The sequence below is a fragment of the Corallincola holothuriorum genome (genome assembly GCF_003336225.1).
Lineage (GTDB): Bacteria > Pseudomonadota > Gammaproteobacteria > Enterobacterales > Neiellaceae > Corallincola > Corallincola holothuriorum.
This window is the reverse complement of sequence record NZ_QPID01000006.1, coordinates 163295-183211: the sequence shown is the minus strand read 5'-3', so window position 1 is coordinate 183211 and position 19917 is coordinate 163295. Positions and strand designations below refer to the sequence as shown.

The window sequence follows — 19917 nt, the reverse complement described above, 5'->3', positions numbered from 1 at the left end:
TTAAAAATTTAACTGTTACATAAACAGATAGCGAGAGAATTTTGCTAAGGATGAGGGGCGCAGGATAAAAGCGGGTGAAGAAAAAGCCGTCACTTGACGTGACGGCCCTTAATACCTGTAGCCTTTTGCAATCAGCTTTAACCTGAAATCTTGTTATTCAACAATGGCCTATGCAAACGCATCTTGTAACGGTGGGACAACTTGCTTTTTCCGGCTCATCACGCCATCTAGCCAAGCTTTTCCATCAACTAACGACTTGCCGAATGCCTTCTCGACCAAGGCTGCGTCATCACTGGCCACTAGCAGTTCAGAGCCCTCTTTCATAATGTCAGTGAGCAACAATAGAACAGAGTGGCGATCACCCTCTTCCTTGACCGCTGCGATATCTGCTTGCAGATCGGCTTTCATCTCATCAAACAGCGCCAAATCAATCACTTCTAATTGACCAATGCCGATGACGTTGTCGCCCATCTTAAAGTCTTTAAAATCACGTAGGACGAGCTCACGCACAGGCGTGCCTTCAACAGATGACTTAACCGTGAACATCTCCATTCCCAGCGCTTTGTAATCTTCGATACCAGCGATCTCGGCCAGCGCTTCAACACACTTAATATCTGCAGTTGTACACGTCGGTGACTTGAATATCACGGTGTCACTTAAAATCGCGCACATCATTGCACCAGCGATGTTTTTCGGGATCTCAACGCCGTGGAAGTCGTACATCATTTTGATAATAGTATTGGTGCAACCTACCGGACGGATCCAGCACTCAAGCGGTGTCGATGTCGTTATGTCACCCAACTTATGATGGTCGATAATACCTAAAACCGTGGTGTCGTCGATGTCATCAGGTCCTTGAATACGGTCTGAGTGGTCAACAACATAGATCCCATCGGTATCAGCAAAAGTCATTTTGAGCTCTGGTTGCTCAAAGCCAAACTTATCTAATATGAACAGAGTTTCAGGTGACAGTTCACCTAAACGTGCAGGCAGTGTTTCTTCACCAATGGTGGTTTTCAGGTACGAAAGAGCGATAGCTGAACAAATTGAATCTGAATCAGGGACTTTGTGTCCTACTGCGTAAGCTGGCATAAATCTTCTCTCTTATGAACGCTGACGTATGTGTTAACAAATCGGTATGGCGCGCATTCTAGCAAAATGAAACCCTAGGAGCATAGACGCGATATGCGCTGATTTACTGTTTTCCTGTCTAGCGAGTAAAATCGCATTCATTCAAGACTGACCAGTAGCAACAAGTAACAACTCACCCCTCCCGCTTCAGCACGCATCTGTGCAGGTCTTATTTATGAAAAACTGTATATGTTACTTAGACAGTATCAGCGTTACTTTTACTCCCGATTTATATTCTTGGAACATCAGCGGGAGGCCTCCATGAAAAATTCTTTTCTCTACCTAACCACCGTGTTGATCTGGGGCTCAACCTGGTTAGCCATCGAATTTCAATTAGGCATAGTGGCGCCTGAAGTGTCACTGTTTTATCGCTTTACCATGGCTGCAATACTGATGTGGGGATATTGCAAGTGGCGAAAACTCGAAATGAATTATTCCCTTCGAGAGCATGGCTATTTTGTCTTACTGGCCTGTTTTAATTTTGGTTTTAACTATCTGGTCTTATATTGGGCGCAGGCTTATCTAAATTCCGCGATGACCTCAATCGCCTTCTCGACACTGTTGATCATTAACATTATCAATACCCGTCTGTTTTTCGGTAAACGTATTGCCAGTCGAATATACATTGGCGCGTCGATAGGGATTGCCGGAATTGTCGCTCTTTTCTGGCACGACTTTGGCGGCTTCGACTTCTCCAGTACTGCAATGATAGGACTGGTGATGGCGTTGCTAGGCACATTTATGGCGTCTCTGGGAAATATGGTGAGCGTAAGAAACTCCAATAAAGGCATCGGGGTCTTACAGGGCAACGCTTGGGGGATGTTCTACAGCAGCATCATCTTATTGGTTTACATCGAGTTTAGCGGTGCTGAATTTATTATTGATACGCGCTGGTCCTATCTCGCTTCACTGGCCTATTTAACATTGTTCGGTACAGTATTCGCTTTCGCTTGCTACTTTGTCTTACTAAAAAATATTGGCCCAGAAAAAGCCAGCTACACCATTGTTCTGTTCCCAATTGTGGCGGTGATACTAAGTACGCTATTTGAAGGCTTTGTATGGCAGGAGAATACCGTATTAGGGTTTGTGCTAGTGATCACGGGTAATGCCGTTGTACTGACCCCATTGAAAAAATTAAAAATGATTAGTTTAAAGTACAGCCAACGGCAGCAACAAAAAGCTTGGTTGCTGAAATAAAAGCGTACCGCCGAATAGAGAAACTTGAATATCTAATGGCTGAGAGTGGCAAGACGCTGGTGAGCGTGGTCTTCAATTCAGGAAACACGCTCCCGCTCAAAACCAATACTTGCTAGCCACTCATAAGCTTGCGCCTGTGTGTCACAAAAGCAGTAATTGATACCAGCGCCACAATATACCCGTTCAAACTGGGCTCTAACAATCGACTTTACCGCCGTATCTCCGGTAACCATGGCGGTAGAGGTTAAACCCAGCGCCTTTCTCATTTTGACTAGGCTTGCCATCTCTTTTTCAGCTTCAGGCGTCATTAATCCAGTACCGTGAACAATGATAATGCATGCCCATGGATTAGGGCTTAACTCCCTAATCACAGCCAACATGTCGGCTTTATAACTAACAATCAACTCTTCATTCCAAGGCCCCTTGGCATCAACCAAAAGAATTCGGCCCTGACATTGAATCGAATATTCACCGTGTTGTTCCACTAAAACGTTTCCTATAGATCCAGCTTAATGCGCACACTCCAATCATGCCGATTAGGTGAGTGCAGCTCGGTACAGCTTAACCATGTTCGACACAGTTTCACGTGCTTGTTTCGTGGTTGCCGTAGTAAATACACCTTTGGCGCACAATACCAAATTGCTACCTAACTGCAGTTCAGATAGCCCACAACGACTCAAGTCAACTTGTCCAGTCCGCTCACCTTCTCGTAGTAGTTCACCGACAAATTGACTCAGCACTTCAATATGAGCAGCCATCGCATCAACGCAATACTTATTAGCCGCTTGAACAATATCCTGCAACACCACAGAGTCACTTATTTCTTCAAATATAGGCTTCGCCCAATCAAGCAGCATCGCTTCAAGCGTCGACCAGGTATCTTTGTATTGCGCCTTAAAACTCGGCAGATTTGCCTGCATTTCTTGGTGATGACGCAAACACACCTCACGAAAAAGAACCTCTTTGTTTGAGAACTGCTTGTGTATCGTGACTCGAGAAATCTCAGCATAACGGCTGATCATTGAAATGTTGGTTGCACTGTACCCATGACGAAAAAAGCAATCACGGGCGGCATCAAGGATGGTCTGTGTCGTGGAAGGCATTCTACTTCTTATGAATTCTGCACTCTGCTATCTGCCGACAGAGTAGCGACTTAGACCACACTTCGCAATTTCCATGTTTACACTTTTTGTAAATATGTTAACTTGTCGACACATTTTTGTTATGTATGCATCCTGTAGGTATTCCCGTGAAATTTTTCCAATTGCCATTCGTTATGTTGTCTATGGTACTTGTCGCCTGTTCCGGAGATGAAGCGCCAACTGCCACCCATGTGGCAACTCCAAAAGTGGTTCAGCTATCTCCTGTCACACTTGCCAATGAACAACAGTCTTATCAGTTTCCTGCCACAGTAAAGCCGGTGAAGACGGTTAAATTGAATTTCGAAGTGTCTGGACGATTGAATTTCACCGATATGATCCAGGGCACAACCATTAAAAAAGGCCACCTGCTGGCGACGATGGATAGCGCCCCTTTTGAACGACGAGTGAGAGAAAATTTTGCCCGCCATAAGCAAGCCCGATTAGAACTGGATAGACTTCTTTCTCTATATGACAAAAAGCTCGCGGCGAAAAGAGACTTAGATAATGCCGAAACTCAGTTTGAGATCACCTTGGTTGACCTTGAAAACAGCCGTCAGGATCTGAGTGACTCCAAGCTGGAAGCCCCATTTGATGCATTAATCAGTGAGCGTTTGTTAGAAAACGATAGCTATATCAGTGCAGGGACGGCCGTTGTCACGCTGCAAGATGTGTCCAAAGTACGCTTCGAGCTCAACGTATCTGAGCGCATTTTAAGTGCCAATATCAGCAACGAAATTATCAGCGCACAGGCCTTTATCAATGGTGCTATCAACAAAACATTTGATATCCATTACATCGAACATACCACCGAACCAGATCCCGTCACGCAAACTTACAAAGTACTGTTCGAAATGGATCCACCTGAGGATATACGCCTAACCCCCGGTCTTAGAGCTTACGTAGAGGTGAACGTACAAAACAAGCATCATGAAGCGGGTATAGTGGTACCGCTAAATGCAATTGTACCTCTCGGCGAACAACGTTTTAGCGTATGGAAGTACCAACCCGAGAGCAAAACCGTCACCGCAGCAGCCATAGACGTTGCAACCATCAGCGGCAACTTTGCCATTGTTCGTGCAGGGTTAGAGGAAGGTGATGAAGTGGTATCGGCAGGTGTTTCGCAAATGAACGAAGGGTTACTCGTTCAACGTTACGTTGCGGAGTAAACCTCATGGATATCGCACGCTACTCTATTAATACGCCTGTAAATACATGGCTCATGATCCTAGTCTGCCTGATTGGCGGAATGGTCGGGTTAAGTAATATCGGCCGCTTGGAAGATCCCGCATTTACGATTAAGCAGGCCAAAGTGCTGACCAGCTATACCGGTGCCAGTGCCGCTAAAGTTGAACGTGAAATCACCGAGCCGGTCGAGATCGCTATCCAACAAATGCCCCAGCTACGACGCGTCACTTCGGTTTCAAAACCAGGTCAATCGGAAGTCACCGTTGAGATAAAAACCAACTACGATGCTGACAAGCTACCACAGATATGGGATGAGCTACGTAAGCGGCTCTCAGACATGTCAGGCAGTCTGCCCAATGGTGCTGGCAAGCCAAAAGTGGTCGATGATTTCGGTGAAGTGTTCGGTCTTTACTACGCGTTAACTGCGCCAGATTTCACTCCGTATCAGTTACGTGAGTTCTCTCGCATTATCCGACGAGATCTGCTGATGGTTCCCGGCGTTGCGAAAGTCGAAGTGAATGGCGTTATGCAGGAGCAGATCGTCGCGGAAATGGATCCAAACCATATCGCAGGGCTAGGACTGTCATTCCCCGATGTGGCCGCTCTACTGCAGTATAATCTGCGCCCGTTTAATAGTGGCCGTATGCTGATAGAAGGCAATCAGGTACGCATTCCAATTGAAGCCGCTAAGAACCACTTGCAAGAGATCGGCAATTTGATGCTCGCTGTACCGGGCAGCAATGCGACGATCCGTATCCAAGATTTTGCAGATCTGCGGCTCGAAACTAAAGATGTACAACCCCACTTGATCCGCTACCAGGGAGATCAAGCGATCACCCTCGCCGTGGCCGCACAAAATGATGTCAACATCGTTGAAGTGGGCAAGGCTGTTCAAGAGCAAGTCAAAGCCGTATTGGCACGATTGCCTGCAGGTATCACGCTAGATGCTATTTATGACCAAGGCAAAGTGGTCGATGAATCTGTTGATGGCTTTTTATTGAATCTTCAGCTGTCTGTCATCGTTGTGACTTTAACGCTTTGTCTGTTTATGGGCTGGCGCTCAGGCGTCGTCGTTGGCTCAATCTTGTTGATGACGGTCATGGGGACAATCATGACGATGTGGTTGTTCTCGCTACAACTTCAGCGCATCTCCCTTGGCGCCATGGTGATCGCCATGGGCATGCTCGTCGATAACGCCATTGTGGTTGCCGAAGGCATGATGCTGAGAATGCAGCAAGGCAAATCGGCCAGAGAAGCGGCAAGCTTTATCGTCAAGCGCACCCAATGGCCGTTACTTGGGGCGACTGTGATTGGGATCGCTGCTTTTTCAGGGATAGGGCTATCCGATGATCAAACAGGAGAGTTCCTGTTTTCACTTTTCGCCGTCATCTTAATCTCTCTTATATTAAGCTGGATTTTGGCTGTCACAGCTACACCACTCTTTGGTAGCTATTTCTATAAAACAGAAAATAAGGTCAGCCAAGAGAGTTTTAACTCGTTCTTGCATAAAGGCTATTTGGCTGCACTTCGCGGCGCATTAAAATTTCGATGGCTAACCGTTGCCGTTCTTATTGCCATCACAGCGGTCGCCTATGCGAACTTTGGCAATGTGAAAAAAGGCTTCTTTCCTCCGTCAAACACCCCCATTTTTTATATCCATTATTGGGGTCCACAAAATCGAGACATTCGCACCACAGAAGCCGTAATGGCGGAAGCAGAGAAAGTTGTCATGGCCGGTGACAATGTTGATTCGGTGAGTACCTTTATTGGCCGAGGTGCCGATCGTTTTACCCTCACCTACGCTCCCGAATCAGCCAACGAAAGCTATGGACTGTTCCTGGTTCGTATGGATAGCGCTGACAATATCGATGCTTTTGCAAACACAATCGCCGACAAATTAGCAAGCTTAGATCCTGATGCAGACATTTATGTAAAACGGATAATTTTTGGTCCTGGCTCTGCAGCCAAAATCGAAGCGCGTTTTTCAGGGCCAGATGCAACCGTATTACGGCAGCTGGGCGAACAAGCCTTAGCACTGTTTCGTGCCGATGGTCAGGTAAAAGACACCCGACATAATTGGCGCGAAAAAGTGATCACCATGATGCCTTTGTACGACGAGTATAACGCCAGTGTCGCCGGTGTAACCCGCGCCGACTTTGCTGATGCGGTGCAGTACACCACCAACGGATTACAGTTGGGTAAACTTCGCGACGGCGACTACGACTACCCTATCGTCGCTAAGACGCCAAACTCTGAAAGTGCGACGGTCGATAGCCTGCGTGACGCTCAAGTATGGAGCGCACAACAACGCCGCTATATTCCATTGAGTCAGGTAATGGAAAAAATCCAACTGGCCAGCGAAGACGTATTGCGTCAGCGACGGAATAGGATCCGCACCATCAGTGTACTCGCAGAGCCAGCAGCTCATGAAACTGCGGCAGCCGCACTGACTCGACTGCAACCCGCACTAGAAGCGATCCCACTACCAGATGGGTACAAACTGGAATGGGGTGGTGAATACGAGTCATCAAGAGATGCGCAGAAAGCACTAGGTGGTGGCTTACCGGTGAGTTTTCTTATCATGCTATTAGTCACCGTGCTGCTATTCGGTAAAGTCAGACAACCTCTCATCATTTGGCTAATAGTACCCATGGCGGTAGTAGGCGTCGTATCCGGGCTGATCGCCACTGATATGCCATTCGGATTTATGTCCTTATTAGGCTTCTTAAGTCTCTTCGGCATGATGATCAAAAACGCTATTGTGTTGATTGAAGAGATCGACTTACAGATTGAAGAAGGTAAACCGGTGCGGGAAGCCATCGTCGATGCCAGTCTAAGCCGTTTACGGCCTGTGTCATTGGCTGCCATCACCACGATTTTAGGTATGGCACCGCTGTTGTTTGATGCTTTCTTTGCCGATATGTCCGTAACAATTATGGGCGGCCTCACCTTCGCAACGCTACTCACATTGATCGCTGTACCCGTACTGTACAGCATCATGTTTAGAGTCAGTTTTAGGATTAAAAATCTGCCTCAAGCGACAACGAAATAGTATTCACACTTCAGTAAAAAGCCCTCTCAATGTATGAGAGGGCTTTCTTCATCAAAATACACAAGATTAGCTATCAGCTACAAAGTCTGGCCTCGCTTCCGGCGCAGTGCTGCTACACCAAAGGCACTGAGCGCGAATACGCCGATAATAGCCGGGTCAGGCACTTCACGGATCTGGATCCTCGCCACTTCAAAGCCCTGTTGGGTAAAGTCAGCAGCCATCTCGTCGATGGTATAACCGGTAGGTGTTGATCCGCCAATAATCGCTAAGCCGCCGGGAAGTACATCCAGGCCGGTATGAAAACCAACAACGCCATTTTCATCCTGCCGAGCCTCGCCATCAGCCCCCACTAAAAAGGGCGAACCAAAGCCACGATTAAGCTCTGTGCCGGAATCCCAAACAGATGACCCCAATACCAGAATATCCAAATCCTGAAACTCACCCATCATGTCAAACAGCGAGTAAGCCATGGCATCGTCGTTGCCGATAAAACCATCATTGGTAGGAATAAGCATAGATAGAAAGCTGAAATAGCCACTGCTAGCGGCATCCACTTCAAACACATCCGAAGTAGCACTCTCCCCAGGCTCAAAAACGGGTGCCATACCACCAAAGGCCGCCAACGTACCTTGCACCCCATCGGCATGAGAGGCAGTAAATGACGCGGATATACCAGATGTATCACCATTTTCAGCCAACGCCTGCAGCTCAGCAGAAGCCGCGGAACCCGCATCAAAGCTGTCGAAACTGCCATCGTGAAAACCCATCCAAACTGGCGTAATTGCCAATCCACCGTCAGCAAACAAGCTGCTAACTTCCACTTTTACATACGTTGCATTGGCAGCGCCTGACCAACCGATGGCGCTCACCATCGCAGTCAATAAAACTCTCTTTGTATTCTTAAGCATAAGGGTTGTCCCAAGTTTTAAACCTCAGCGTCCATCAAAGGTGATAAAACGCGACGAACGGTTTTAAACTCTCGCCAGCCATTGAACGACAAACAGGAGATCGTTATTCCTGTGCAAGACGTACCACTAAATGAACTTCGAGTGTTTCACTACAAACCAAATTCAGTTTGGTGAGCAGTTATCACAAAAGTATCACTAAGAAATAACGAATTGCGCAAACCCACAGATCTTGCGCAGCGCTTGACCAAGGTTCCTTAGTTACCGGTGCCAAAACACACAGACATCAACGGATAAAGTTATGTTTTATATCTACTCTCCCCAAGGACGTATATTCTCCGGCACCCTCGAGATGCTCAAAAAGGTGGAATCGGTCAGTGATAGCGCTAAGGGGGAAGTGCGTCAGGAGTTCATGTTGCAACAAGAGATTGAAGCATCGGTTCGCCAAAACATGACACCTGCAGAAACGCAGGAAGAGGAGAAGCCTTACCAAGCACCAGAAGGCCTGATAACAAAGTACAACCAGGTCTTAAAGTCACAGGGGCAGCGAGAGCCGGTATACCATGTTTACCAAGTAATGAGCCGTCCTGTGATTAGCGTAACGCCAGATTTTTCTATCGAACGTCTGTTTCAAACCTTTGAACAGTATCCCTACAAGTTGTTTCCCGTAGTAACAGGTAACCAACTGATCGCCGCCATATCAAGAGCACAACTGTACCACCTCATGTTAACTAACCCCGAGGCAGCATACCGTGAATCGACCCTAGCTATGCTTCTCGACACGGGGGAACAACAAGTGCTTACCGCAGATCCGGTGACCGATATCCGGCGAGCAGCGCGGGTGATGTTAGAAGAAAAGCTCGAAGCCCTACCCGTTGTAGATTCATCAGGGCAAGTACAAGGCATCATATCGCGAACCGATATATTGCATTGCGTAGTAAAAGATCCACCGCTGTCGATCTGGACCTAGATCGGCAAACAATCTCGATCAATACAGGCCCTGTCGTCGTGGCAGCCAATTCGCTATTCCCTGCTTGCTGATGTATGGTGAAAACTCTCTGGCACATGCCTTGTTAAACAAGTTGTTTGCTTCCATTCCTCTGTATAAGAGCCGCAGCAATGAGTTTACGCGTCAGCTACAACACCCATGAATTTGAAGATATCGATATTCATCTGCGTACATTACGCGACAATCAACAGTTTGAAGACAACGATGGTATTGCCGAAAAGTTAGGGATATCTTCCGCCACATGGCCACTGTTTGGTATCGTCTGGCCCTCTGCTCAGGTTTTAGCCCATTACCTGTATGACTTTGACTTTGCGAACAAACGCATCTTAGAAGTCGGCTGTGGTATCGGCCTTAGCAGCTTACTACTCAATCACCTGAATGCAGACATCACCGCAACAGATTATCACCCCGAAGTTGAAAGCTTTATGCTGAAAAACACCCAGTTAAATGATGATCCTAAGATCCCATTTGTTCGCACTGGCTGGGCTGATGAGGTCACCGAATTAGGCACTTTCGATCTCATCGTTGGTAGTGATCTGTTGTATGAAGATGAACATATCGAAATGCTCGCAGGTTTTATCGACCAACACTGTAAAGCACAGTGCGAGATCATATTGGTTGATCCTGGCCGTGGTCGTCATGCCAAGTTCAGTAAGAAGATGGCGACATTAGGTTTCTCTTTCGAGATGAGTAAGCCACGAGAGCAGACCTACCTCGATAAACCATTTAAAGGCGTGGTACTGCGTTACTCACGGTAAAAGCCCCATTCAAAAGCTTTGCTTAATCGGCTTTGGTTTTCGCAAGCCACAACGGCTTATCTATGGTCAGAGAGATCAGTTCAGCATCGTTGAGGAGGTCACGCCTCCCCATACCTAATACATAGACCCGCGTATAGTTCTTAAACACAATGCTCAACTCAAAAAATGGGCTAGAGTCATCATCGGTAGGAGAGATTTCAATACACAGCAAAGCAAGAATATCTGCGATATGCAAAGCTCTCTTTCCTCACCCGCCAAGGCCACCACCACACTCTATGATTTTGGATAAAACGCGCCCCCTTTAAATCGAAATCGGGCGTGGTTATTTTATCCATTAGCGTCTGCCAGGAGATAAACAAAAGCAAGATGAAAAATGCATATGAGATCCATTGACTCGTCTCAATGGAGAGAGATCGGATAGGTTTATGGCTTAACGCGATAACCAGCACAACCCCGATAAGCAGAGGTAAAAAAGAGACCAGATAAGCGGAGATGGTCGTCCGAAAACCGATATTATCACCAACAGTCAACTGCATTCGGTGGCTTCTTTCGCTTGTTCGAGTACCAGAAAGCGGCTGCCAGACTATACGCTCAGGGCGGACAGCTAAACAGCGCATACTCTCAAGACTCTGCTTTTTAACCAAGGTGGATGCAGAGCTTGAACTCTCTGCCAGCGCGACGTAATTAACTTCAACATCAGTAGTGGCACTGACAACTACCTGCTCTTCCTTTTCGCCTAACTCGTCCGAAACATCTTTTGAGTGGTCACTGGCCAGGACTAATCTAGCTCGTTCCAGATGCTCGGCAAGCACCAACAGCCTGATGCCACCGGCAGAATTACCTAGCTGCATACTGGCTACATGCTCATTGGCAACCACCGCAGGTATCCCTGAAAGTTCCAAATTGTCCCGCGCAATTTGTGCTTCATAGGGAAAATCAAAAATTGCGACAACAACAGATCCCGTCATTCACAAACATCCCTTTGCTACAAGCCGTTATCGTCGTCACTGCAACGGCTTAATCACACCCTTCAGCCAACTGGAAGCCATACCGGCGTGTCACCTCATCAAACCAGAACTGATAACAGCCCGATTCGGCTAACTGCAAACGGATATTACTGCCGTCAACTTCGCCACGCTGGTCGTTTTCATTATCGCCCCAGTTTAAGCCCCATGACGATTGACCACTGACTTCAAATTTATATTCGTAACGGCCATGGCTCAGCTGAGTGACGATGGTCCAAAGGCCATCATCCCCGCGACTCATTGGCAAACTGGCGCCCCAATCATTCATACTGCCCCGCAAAAAAAGGGACGTTAAAGCGGGCGCTTGAATATTAGGTAACGTCGTCGGCGCCACGACATTAGGGTAATACCCGTCGATCAATTTCTGAGGTTCCGCGCCCAAATAGAGCACAGTGACGCTATTTGGTGGGATCCTTGCCACTTCAACTTTACTTGCGGTGACGCTATCAATAACCGCAGGGATCTTAACCTTACCCAATAGTAGCGATAGGTGAGCCCAATCTTCAGACAATGACTCACTCTCAGCAGATTTAAAAAACGGCATTAAATCCAAGGTTGCCTGTTGCTCACTACTGCTGGCGTTTATCAAAATCACAACACCCGTGCCCTGATATAGGCGCATAAAACTACTGACACCATATTGCCGCGTGACAACAGGCAGTTCGGAACCATGGGTGATAGCCTGATATTGGTGGCGGATCTGCAACAGATCACGATAGCCACTAAGCAGTGAATGCGGCTTAGCCGTTTGTCTTTCCACATCCTGCCAATTAAACAATGCACGTAGCTCCGCATCTGGCTTAGGTTTACCTTTCAGCCCTAATTCATTGCCATAGAAAATCATCGGTGTTCCCTGCCCTAAGATCTGCAGTGCAGCAGCAATAAAGGCTTTATTGGCGTTCCCTTCATAGCGAGTCAGAGGACGGGGGAGATAGCTATCATGATTACTAAGGAACGTTGCCATCTGATAGCCAGAAGGGAAATTCTGACGCTGATAGCGTTTAAGATCGGCGACCGCATCAGGTGCTATATTATCAACCACCTCTGTTACCGCCCAAGCCCAGTTAAAATCTAAACCAAGGTGGATCTGATTACTGCCATCACCAAAATAGTTGCCGACCTGTTCACGTGGACGCCATGTCTCAGCGAGTAATACTTTGGCTGGCGAATAACTGTCAGCAATGCTGCGGTAATCTTGTAATAGCTTAAATGTACCGGCTCTATCGGCCTGTAAACCTGGGCCATCTTCAATAAGGTAGGGGGCACCATCAACTCGCGCGCCATCAAAGCCAAAATCCAACCAATACTTCAGCACCTTCTCCATTTCAGCACGGACATAGGGGTTGTGTAGGTTAAGATCCGCGATCTCTGCACTTTGAAAGTAGGTATAAAAATAGCGGTCACCATGGGGCTTCCAGACGTCATGCCACTGCCCACCACCCCAAGCCGCTTGCCAATCATTGCTAGGTTGATCCTGCCAGACATACCAATTGCGCTTCTGCCCGCCTGCCGCTGAATCAATAAACCAAGGATGCTTAATCGAAGTGTAGCCCGGCACAAAATCAAACAGCACCTTTACGCCGCGTTGATGGGCAAGCTCCAGCAAAGATTTAAGCGTTTTCTCATCACCGAAGCGCGGATTCACAGTGTAGTAATCCAGTACATCATAACCGTGAATATTATCCATCGGATCATCTGACGTTCGTTCAGAGAGGTAAAACGGAGAGAGAAGGATCAGATCTATTCCCAGATCACCACCGCTGTCAGGGTCGCCGTCATTAAGATAGTCAAAGCGATCGATAATCCCCTGAATATCGCCAACCTGATCTTCATCATTAGAGTCAGCAAAAGACTTAATCCAAATATGGTAGCCAGTTGCCTGTCGGTACCACGCACTGGTGTCAGGAGCTGACGCCAACGCACTCACAGACACTATTGAACTGACTATTGATATAAGTAATTTCTGGGCAAGCGTCTGTGAAAATATAGGTATCTGCCGTAGCACTGTTTCTCTCCCTGAGCGCACCTACAGAGGTGATTCTTGAGTCGACATTTAACCTGTCCCGCGCGAACAAAACAACAATCGTGGCAAGGGGTTGTGAACGACCCGGCAAAAAATACCGATTAAATAAACCAAAAGCTTTACTTTCTTAAGTAAAGAATCTAGCCTAACCATTAAATAAACCAAACGGATTACTTAAATGAGATTATTGATTGTCAGCGGTAGCCAAAGAAAACGCTCACAAAGCGCCAAGGTGGCAGGCTATTTGGCTGAAAAGATAGAAGGCTTTGATCAGGTAGACCACATTGAGCTGTGCCAATACCAACTACCATTCTGGGACGGTGACACATTGACTGGCAAGGACGCAGAGTTATGGGACTCGCTTCGGCAACGCAGCCAACAATCTGATGCATTGATATTGATTACCCCTGAATGGGGTGGCATGGCCTCACCGCTTATTCGTAACTTCCTATTGATGAGTTCACTGGAAGATACCGCCCACAAACCCGTGATGTTGGTATCCGTTGTCAGTGGTATTAACGGCGCCTACCCCATCGCTGAGTTGCGCATGAATGCACTGAAAAATCTCAAGCTGGTTCCGGTGCCAGACCACCTTATCGTCAGAAATGTAGGCGAATGCCTTAATGGCAATGAAGTTAACGGCAAGCGTGATCAGCAACTCAGGCAACGGATCGATTACCACCTGCATATGCTGCATCAGTATGCTCAGGCACTATTGCCGCTGCGTCACTCTTATCAACACAGTCCCCATCCACAGCAAGCTGATTTTGCTTATGGCATGTAACAGTAACGGGCATAGTCCCCAAAAAATATAGAGGAAATAGAGATGATCAGATTAGAACATATCAACCTAGTCGTACCGGATCTAAAAGCGGCACTGGCTTTCTATCAAGTCGCCTTTCCCCACTGGCATATAAGGGGGGGCGGTGAAGCTGAGTGGTATGGCACTCCCAGAGAGTGGCTGCACTTTGGCGATGAAAACAATTACATCACACTCAATGACAAGGGCACGGGTGAAAACAGGGAATTAACGGGCCTGAGCACAGGACTCGCCCACTTCGCCTTTGTCGTAGATGACATTGACGGCATGATCGCCCGTCTAGAAGCTGCGGGATACCCGGTTGCGAAACAGGGGGCAGATGAGCCCTATCGAAAAAATGTCTACTTTATCGATCCGGCCGGATTTGAAGTGGAGTTCGTGCAGTATTTAAGTGATATACCGGATGAAAGAAATCGCTATAGTTAATAATCAATTCAGAGGCGCAGTTATTGCGGTTGCGTCTCTGGATTGCTCCGAAGTAACACTATTAACGAAAGCCTTCAGTCGCTCCACAAAAAGATGATCCAACTCATCAGCATACACCTATAAAAATCAACACATTCCGAACACTATCTTTTAGTAGCTTCTATACTCAAAGCAAAATTTTTATGGGGAGTGAAATATATGCTGGATCGGGTAACCTCCAGACCTTTTCCACTTATTAAACAGGCAAAAGGGTTTTCTCAAGCGGCTCTAGCGTCTGTCGTTATTAACATTCTGTCACTGGCCCTACCACTGACTATGTTGCAAATATTCGATCGCATTCTTCCCAACCAAAGCTTAGGTACAGCAACAGTACTGGTGGTTAGTGTGGCCATTGCGATCCTGTTGGAAACCCTACTTCGATTCGCTCGAAGTTGGGTACTTGCCGCTTCAGCAAGTCACTTTGAACTGTCTGCCACCATAAATACATCGCAAGCGTTAATGGATGCCGATTACCAACAGATCGAGCAATTAGGTACAGGGAGAATCTTTAGCGGACTTTCGAGCATTGCCACGGTAAGAGATCTCTATTCTGGACAAGCAGCGCTAGCCATCATGGATTTTCCATTTGTAGTTATTTTTCTCGTGCTTGTAGCCTATATCGGTGGCGTACTTGTTTTTATTCCGCTAGCGGTATGGTTGGTGGTGGGGCTAATTGTTTGGTTACTTGGTAAGAAGCTCTATCAAGTAACAAATACTGTAGCATTAAGTGATAGCCAACGGACACGCATGTTGATGCATGTGTTAATTGGAATTAGCACGGCGAAAGCACTGGCTTTGGAAACCAAACTCGCAAGTAAGTATCGCGAATTAAATCATCAACGGTTAGCACAACAACAGCAGGTAGACTGGCTCGCTTCTCGCTTGCAAGAAATCATTCAAGGTGCATCACAAGGCACAACCTTACTGTTAGTGTTAGTTGGGTGCTTAGCAGTGCTTAATGGTGAATTGACGTCAGGTGGTCTCGCAGCGTGTTCGATATTAGCTGGTCGAGCAGTTGCTCCTCTCAGTGCAATCATTAGCCTTCGTTCACGTTTGGTTGCAGCGAAATCAGCCATGACGAGCGTCGATACGATCGTTAACTTACCCAGTAGTCACTTCACAGGTACACATACCTATCAGGCAAAACTACCCGCTCCGTTCATTAAGCTCTGTCAACTATCAGCAAAAAGGGTATGTGCTCATCTGGACCATGTATCACTCACTATCCCTGCAAATAGACTAACCGTCGTGCGTTCAGACCCCCTTACCCACGCGAGTCTGTTACTAACGACGATAGGTGGCTTGCAAAAACCCTGTGAAGGAGATATCTACTTCAACGAAATACCCCAGTACCATCACAACCAAAATGAGTTTTCTCAGTCGGTACTTTACGTTAGCAGCTGGCCCCCACTATTTGATGGCTCGTTAATCGACAACATGACCATGTTCAATCCAGAACTGGCACCAGAAGCAATGAAACTAGCGGATGACTTAGGCCTAACCACCACCATTTCAAGGTTAAATAATGGTTATCAAACACCCGTCGGAGAAGGCGCGGATACTCGTCTAAGCCAAGGCGCGATAAAGCTAATCGCCATGGTTCGAGCATTGGTACAAAAGCCTTCGTTATTACTACTGGACGAGCCACTAGTGTCGTTGGATATCGATGGCCAAAATAGATTAGTGACGCTCTTAAAACAGATGACGCCAGAAATGACGATTGTTGCAAGCAGCCACAACCCATCACTGATCGTCCAATGCGATGCTCAGATCGAAATTGGCTCCTCAGGTCATGCTCATTTGTCCCAACAGGAGGGAGCATGATGAATACTCAACATTCTGACTTACACCAGTCATTGGTCGGTTTATTTCAACAGCTAGGTATGTATGCTCAAGCCAATAAAATAGCCACAGATCCTCAACTCCATTTTTTGGATACTATTGGATTTAATCGTCAATTAGACAGGTACGATATAGATTTTTCAGTGTTGCCTGCAGACCACAAAAAGATGATGTGTGCGATACACCCGTTCGTGGTTATTCCAAGTGACTCACAAGCGTTTGTCGCGCGGCGAAAGGATGAGCGTTTAGAGCAATTGGCTGCCGACCAGACATGGCAACCATTAACCAATATCACCTCAATGGCTGGCGCCCATATGGTGTTAATTGAACATCTGCCAGGGCAAAGAGGAGAACAGAGTAGATTTACCCAAGAGCTAGATAAACGCCGAAAATGGTACCGCCCTGTATTTTGGTTAAGCCTCCTTGCAAGTATTACCGGATTAACAGTCCCCCTGTTTACTATGGCTGTGTACGACAAAGTTATTGGTGGTCAGGCACCCGCAGAACTACCAGGGATCGCAATGGGGGCCATACTGGCACTGGCGATACTCGTTGTCTGTCGCATTGTACGCGCAGCCATTCTTTGTTCTGTCAGTAACCGTATGGCACGTGATCTTTCTGACATGACATTTAGCCGCTTATTACATATGCCGCTAATGGTATTAGGCCGTGTCGGGATATCCAATCACATTGCCAGATTGAGAAATGCAGAGCGTGTTCGAATGCTGTTTTCCGGTCCCGGAGGCGCTGGTTTAATTGATATCCCTTTCACGTTGATCGCGCTGTTTACCATCGTCTTATTGAGTGGTTGGTTAGTTGTTGTGCCTGTCGGTATGCTCGGATTGTACTATCTAATAGCTCGCGGACTGCAAAAATATGCTCAACGAGCCTCCCCTACGCTATCGACTAAACATCAGAACTCTATTAACGAACTAACCAAGCAACTACTCGCGCTAAAAACCAGTGGTAATTACAGTGGTTGGATTGAGAGGTTTATTCGCCAAACTCGTATCAACTGTCAACAAAACTTTGCCTATGCAAAAAGAAATGGCCTAAACCAAGCTGTTAGCCACGGACTAAGCCTGATGACGGCCTTGGTTACGGTATTTACAGGTATATTTCTAGTATTAGATCAAAGTATTACGGCTGGCGCATTGATAGCCAGCACGATGTTGATTTGGCGGATCACCGGCCCTGCCCAGCTCGCTTTCGCATCATTACCCAAAATGGCCATGCTGAAAAGTGCTTCACAACAGTTTGATAACTTCATGAAAGTGAAAACTGAAAATAATGAATTACGACTAGAGATCCCAGACAGTTCGGGTCCCCCGTCATTGAAATTTCAGCATGTCACACTGCGATTCAGCGCAACGCAAGAGCCAGTCTTATCGAGTATTGATTTCGAAATATGCCCCGGTGAAGTGGCAGTTGTTATCGGACCAAATCAAGCTGGTAAATCAACATTGTTACAGGCTGCTCTTGGCGTTATCGAACCACAATCAGGTTTTATAACGATCAATGACAGGAATCTAACCCAGTACGATCCGACCAACTTCAGACACTGGGCTGGGTATGCGCCTGCACAACCAGATCTGTTCCCTGGAACGTTAGCTGATAACTTAAGAATTTCACGTCCCGAAGCCACAGAAGAAGAGTTACAGCAAGCACTGCTAGAAGCAGGCGCCGCCACTCTTTTAGACACTCTAGGTGGCAGCCTAAATCAAGATCTATTCGAACAAGGCTACAGCACGTTAACTGCGATTGAAGGCAGTTATATTAGCTTAGCTAGAGCACTATTAAAACGCTCACCATTGCTGCTTCTCGATGAGCCGATAGCCAATCAAAACCCTCGCGCAAGGCGGCAATTTGTGCACACCCTTGAACAACTAAAAGGGCGTCATACCGTCTTATTTAGCAGCCATGATCCAGAGTTAATAAAACATGCAGACAAAGTGCTGGTGCTAGACAAAGGCTGCTTAGTTTACGCTGGACCTCAACCACAATCACAGCCCGTGCAGGAGGCTTAATCTATGCAGCAATCCCCTCTTCGTCAACGAGTATGGCACGCGTATGAATTCGCTGATGCAGTCGAATCCCCTGCAGAACAGCGCCTAATACGTAACATTATCTTTATTGTGAGTGGCGCAATTTTATTAATAGCAACGTGGTCAATTTTCACGTCTATCGAGGAGGTAGCAAAGGCAAAAGGTCAAGTAGTGCCTCTTGGTCACAGACAGATAATACAAAGCCAACTAGGTGGAACACTGGCGACAATTAACGTGGAAGAGGGTGATGTCGTAAAAAAAGGCGATGTCTTGGCCAATTTCTTAGCCATTGATAGTCAATCCGCAGTGGAAGAATTAGAGAGCAAACAAGCAAACTTAACGCTACAGATAGAACGCTACAATGCATTTATTGAACGTCGGGAAATGAATGTATCCAATTATGCAACCACCTACCCTTCCCTTGTATCTCAGCAGATAAAGGCTTTTGGTCACATGCAAGCAGAGTTCAATGCTAGCGTAGCACTAGCAGAAACGGGGCTCGCAAAAACGCAAGCTGAACTCGATGCCATTAAGTCTGAATTACCAGCACTCAGAGATCAGATCAGTGCTTCAACAAAGACGTTGGCGATGATGAACTCGCTGAGCGGTCAGAAAGCCGTTTCTCAAGTACAAATATTAGATGCCCAACAAAAAACTGATAGCTATTTGCGTGAACTAAAGGCAATGGAAGGAAAAGAACTTGTCTTGGCTAAAAATCTCGCTAATGACCGCCAACAGTTAAAACAGAAGCAAGCGGCGCTTTTTACTGAAGTCAGTGAAAAACGTGCTGACGCGCAAGCAGAACTGTTAGCGGTTCGCGCTCGGCTGAAATCATCTGGCCAACAGGTCGCCCAAACCACCGTTTTGTCTCCGGTAAATGGAGTCATCCAATCAATACCGTCTACCTCATCGGGCAGTGTTGTTGCCCCGGGAGGCACGGTGGCAGTTATTGTTCCCACAACACCAACGGCCTTGCTGGAAGCCAAGCTATCACCTCGTGACATCGGCTTTGTTACCGTAGGACAGACGGCTCGAATTAAAGTTGATGCCTTTGATTACAGTCGGTATGGCGCCCTTGATGGCGTTGTAAAAAAGATATCACCAACCACGGATGCCGACGAGCACGGCGGGGTATTTTACAAAGTACAAATAGCGATCGAAAAACCCTATTTTCGTGATAATCCCGAACAATTTGGGTTGATACCAGGCATGACCGCTGAGGCTGATATCGTGACCGGCGAAAAAACTGTCTTCCAATACCTATGGAAGCCGATCTTCACCAACATCAGCAGCGCCTTCGGTGAACGTTAGGAGGATA

Annotated in this window: 17 protein-coding genes; 10 read left to right on the top strand and 7 right to left on the bottom strand. The window is 46.9% G+C overall.

The window, feature by feature from the left end:
- Positions 1-168 precede the first annotated feature (168 nt).
- On the bottom strand, positions 169-1092 hold the full coding sequence (locus tag DU002_RS11460; RefSeq protein WP_114338525.1) for a manganese-dependent inorganic pyrophosphatase: 924 nt from the start codon (positions 1090-1092) through the stop codon (positions 169-171).
- 300 nt (positions 1093-1392) lie between these two features.
- Between DU002_RS11460 and DU002_RS11455 the strand changes: the two genes are divergently transcribed.
- On the top strand, positions 1393-2328 hold the full coding sequence (locus DU002_RS11455) for a DMT family transporter (protein WP_114338524.1): 936 nt from the start codon (positions 1393-1395) through the stop codon (positions 2326-2328).
- 77 nt (positions 2329-2405) lie between these two features.
- Here DU002_RS11455 and DU002_RS11450 read toward each other — a convergent pair whose 3' ends face one another.
- Together DU002_RS11450 and DU002_RS11445 are read right to left on the bottom strand one after the other, a co-directional pair.
- Entirely contained in the window at positions 2406-2813 is a 408-nt protein-coding gene (locus DU002_RS11450; protein WP_114338523.1) for a hypothetical protein, read from the bottom strand.
- 51 nt (positions 2814-2864) lie between these two features.
- Entirely contained in the window at positions 2865-3431 is a 567-nt protein-coding gene (locus DU002_RS11445) for a TetR/AcrR family transcriptional regulator (RefSeq protein ID WP_114338522.1), read from the bottom strand.
- 146 nt (positions 3432-3577) lie between these two features.
- On the opposite strand from DU002_RS11445, the gene DU002_RS11440 reads away from it, so the two are divergent.
- Entirely contained in the window at positions 3578-4636 is a 1059-nt protein-coding gene (locus DU002_RS11440) for an efflux RND transporter periplasmic adaptor subunit (protein ID WP_158538038.1), read from the top strand.
- A gap of 5 nt (positions 4637-4641) precedes the next feature.
- Entirely contained in the window at positions 4642-7707 is a 3066-nt protein-coding gene (locus tag DU002_RS11435) for an efflux RND transporter permease subunit (protein WP_114338520.1), read from the top strand.
- Positions 7708-7784: 77 nt separating this feature from the next.
- On the opposite strand, the gene DU002_RS11430 is transcribed toward DU002_RS11435, so the two are convergent.
- The gene (locus DU002_RS11430) at positions 7785-8615 is read right to left on the bottom strand and encodes a spondin domain-containing protein (RefSeq protein WP_114338519.1); all 831 of its coding nucleotides are present in this window, start codon (positions 8613-8615) and stop codon (positions 7785-7787) included.
- Between the two features lie 298 nt (positions 8616-8913).
- On the opposite strand from DU002_RS11430, the gene DU002_RS11425 reads away from it, so the two are divergent.
- Both DU002_RS11425 and DU002_RS11420 read left to right on the top strand, forming a co-directional pair.
- Entirely contained in the window at positions 8914-9582 is a 669-nt protein-coding gene (locus DU002_RS11425) for a CBS domain-containing protein (protein WP_114338518.1), read from the top strand.
- 149 nt (positions 9583-9731) lie between these two features.
- Entirely contained in the window at positions 9732-10379 is a 648-nt protein-coding gene (locus DU002_RS11420; RefSeq protein ID WP_114338517.1) for a class I SAM-dependent methyltransferase, read from the top strand.
- A gap of 22 nt (positions 10380-10401) precedes the next feature.
- Here DU002_RS11420 and DU002_RS11415 read toward each other — a convergent pair whose 3' ends face one another.
- The 3 genes from DU002_RS11415 to DU002_RS11405 are packed head-to-tail and all read right to left on the bottom strand — an operon-like array spanning position 10402 to position 13337.
- Positions 10402-10614: a hypothetical protein gene (locus DU002_RS11415; protein WP_147271847.1), complete on the bottom strand. Its 213-nt coding sequence runs from the start codon at positions 10612-10614 to the stop codon at positions 10402-10404.
- Positions 10577-11347 carry a putative signal transducing protein gene (locus DU002_RS11410; RefSeq protein WP_114338515.1) on the bottom strand — a complete coding sequence of 257 codons (771 nt, stop codon included), beginning with the start codon at positions 11345-11347 and terminating at the stop codon, positions 10577-10579. Before DU002_RS11410 ends, DU002_RS11415 begins: the two co-directional genes overlap by 38 nt.
- Before the next feature lie 49 nt (positions 11348-11396).
- Positions 11397-13337, bottom strand: coding sequence for an alpha-amylase family glycosyl hydrolase (locus DU002_RS11405; RefSeq protein WP_158538037.1), 1941 nt, complete (start codon positions 13335-13337; stop codon positions 11397-11399).
- A gap of 268 nt (positions 13338-13605) precedes the next feature.
- On the opposite strand from DU002_RS11405, the gene DU002_RS11400 reads away from it, so the two are divergent.
- The 5 genes from DU002_RS11400 (at position 13606) to DU002_RS11380 (ending at position 19910) form a co-directional block, all read left to right on the top strand.
- A complete protein-coding gene (locus DU002_RS11400) occupies positions 13606-14211 on the top strand; it encodes an NADPH-dependent FMN reductase (protein WP_114338513.1) in 606 nt (201 codons plus the stop codon).
- A gap of 42 nt (positions 14212-14253) precedes the next feature.
- Positions 14254-14673, top strand: coding sequence for a VOC family protein (locus tag DU002_RS11395; protein WP_114338512.1), 420 nt, complete (start codon positions 14254-14256; stop codon positions 14671-14673).
- 198 nt (positions 14674-14871) lie between these two features.
- Complete coding sequence (locus DU002_RS11390) at positions 14872-16536, top strand: ABC transporter transmembrane domain-containing protein (RefSeq protein WP_114338511.1); 1665 nt, start codon at positions 14872-14874, stop codon at positions 16534-16536.
- Positions 16533-18581, top strand: a complete 2049-nt coding sequence (locus DU002_RS11385) for a peptidase domain-containing ABC transporter (protein WP_233496482.1) — start codon at positions 16533-16535, stop codon at positions 18579-18581. The genes DU002_RS11390 and DU002_RS11385 overlap by 4 nt, the downstream gene beginning before the upstream one ends.
- 3 nt (positions 18582-18584) lie before the next feature.
- The gene (locus DU002_RS11380) at positions 18585-19910 is read left to right on the top strand and encodes an HlyD family type I secretion periplasmic adaptor subunit (protein WP_114338509.1); all 1326 of its coding nucleotides are present in this window, start codon (positions 18585-18587) and stop codon (positions 19908-19910) included.
- Positions 19911-19917 lie beyond the last annotated feature (7 nt).

What these genes read in the sequence shown, in the direction of transcription:
- DU002_RS11460 (WP_114338525.1), bottom strand. Translation starts at nt 1,092, where the DNA reads ATGCCAGCTTACGCAGTAGGACACAAAGTCCCTGATTCAGATTCAATT.
- DU002_RS11455 (WP_114338524.1), top strand. Translation starts at nt 1,393, where the DNA reads ATGAAAAATTCTTTTCTCTACCTAACCACCGTGTTGATCTGGGGCTCA.
- DU002_RS11445 (WP_114338522.1), bottom strand. Translation starts at nt 3,431, where the DNA reads ATGCCTTCCACGACACAGACCATCCTTGATGCCGCCCGTGATTGCTTT.
- DU002_RS11435 (WP_114338520.1), top strand. Translation starts at nt 4,642, where the DNA reads ATGGATATCGCACGCTACTCTATTAATACGCCTGTAAATACATGGCTC.
- DU002_RS11430 (WP_114338519.1), bottom strand. Translation starts at nt 8,615, where the DNA reads ATGCTTAAGAATACAAAGAGAGTTTTATTGACTGCGATGGTGAGCGCC.
- DU002_RS11425 (WP_114338518.1), top strand. Translation starts at nt 8,914, where the DNA reads ATGTTTTATATCTACTCTCCCCAAGGACGTATATTCTCCGGCACCCTC.
- DU002_RS11420 (WP_114338517.1), top strand. Translation starts at nt 9,732, where the DNA reads ATGAGTTTACGCGTCAGCTACAACACCCATGAATTTGAAGATATCGAT.
- DU002_RS11410 (WP_114338515.1), bottom strand. Translation starts at nt 11,347, where the DNA reads ATGACGGGATCTGTTGTTGTCGCAATTTTTGATTTTCCCTATGAAGCA.
- DU002_RS11400 (WP_114338513.1), top strand. Translation starts at nt 13,606, where the DNA reads ATGAGATTATTGATTGTCAGCGGTAGCCAAAGAAAACGCTCACAAAGC.
- DU002_RS11395 (WP_114338512.1), top strand. Translation starts at nt 14,254, where the DNA reads ATGATCAGATTAGAACATATCAACCTAGTCGTACCGGATCTAAAAGCG.
- DU002_RS11390 (WP_114338511.1), top strand. Translation starts at nt 14,872, where the DNA reads ATGCTGGATCGGGTAACCTCCAGACCTTTTCCACTTATTAAACAGGCA.
- DU002_RS11385 (WP_233496482.1), top strand. Translation starts at nt 16,533, where the DNA reads ATGATGAATACTCAACATTCTGACTTACACCAGTCATTGGTCGGTTTA.
- DU002_RS11380 (WP_114338509.1), top strand. Translation starts at nt 18,585, where the DNA reads ATGCAGCAATCCCCTCTTCGTCAACGAGTATGGCACGCGTATGAATTC.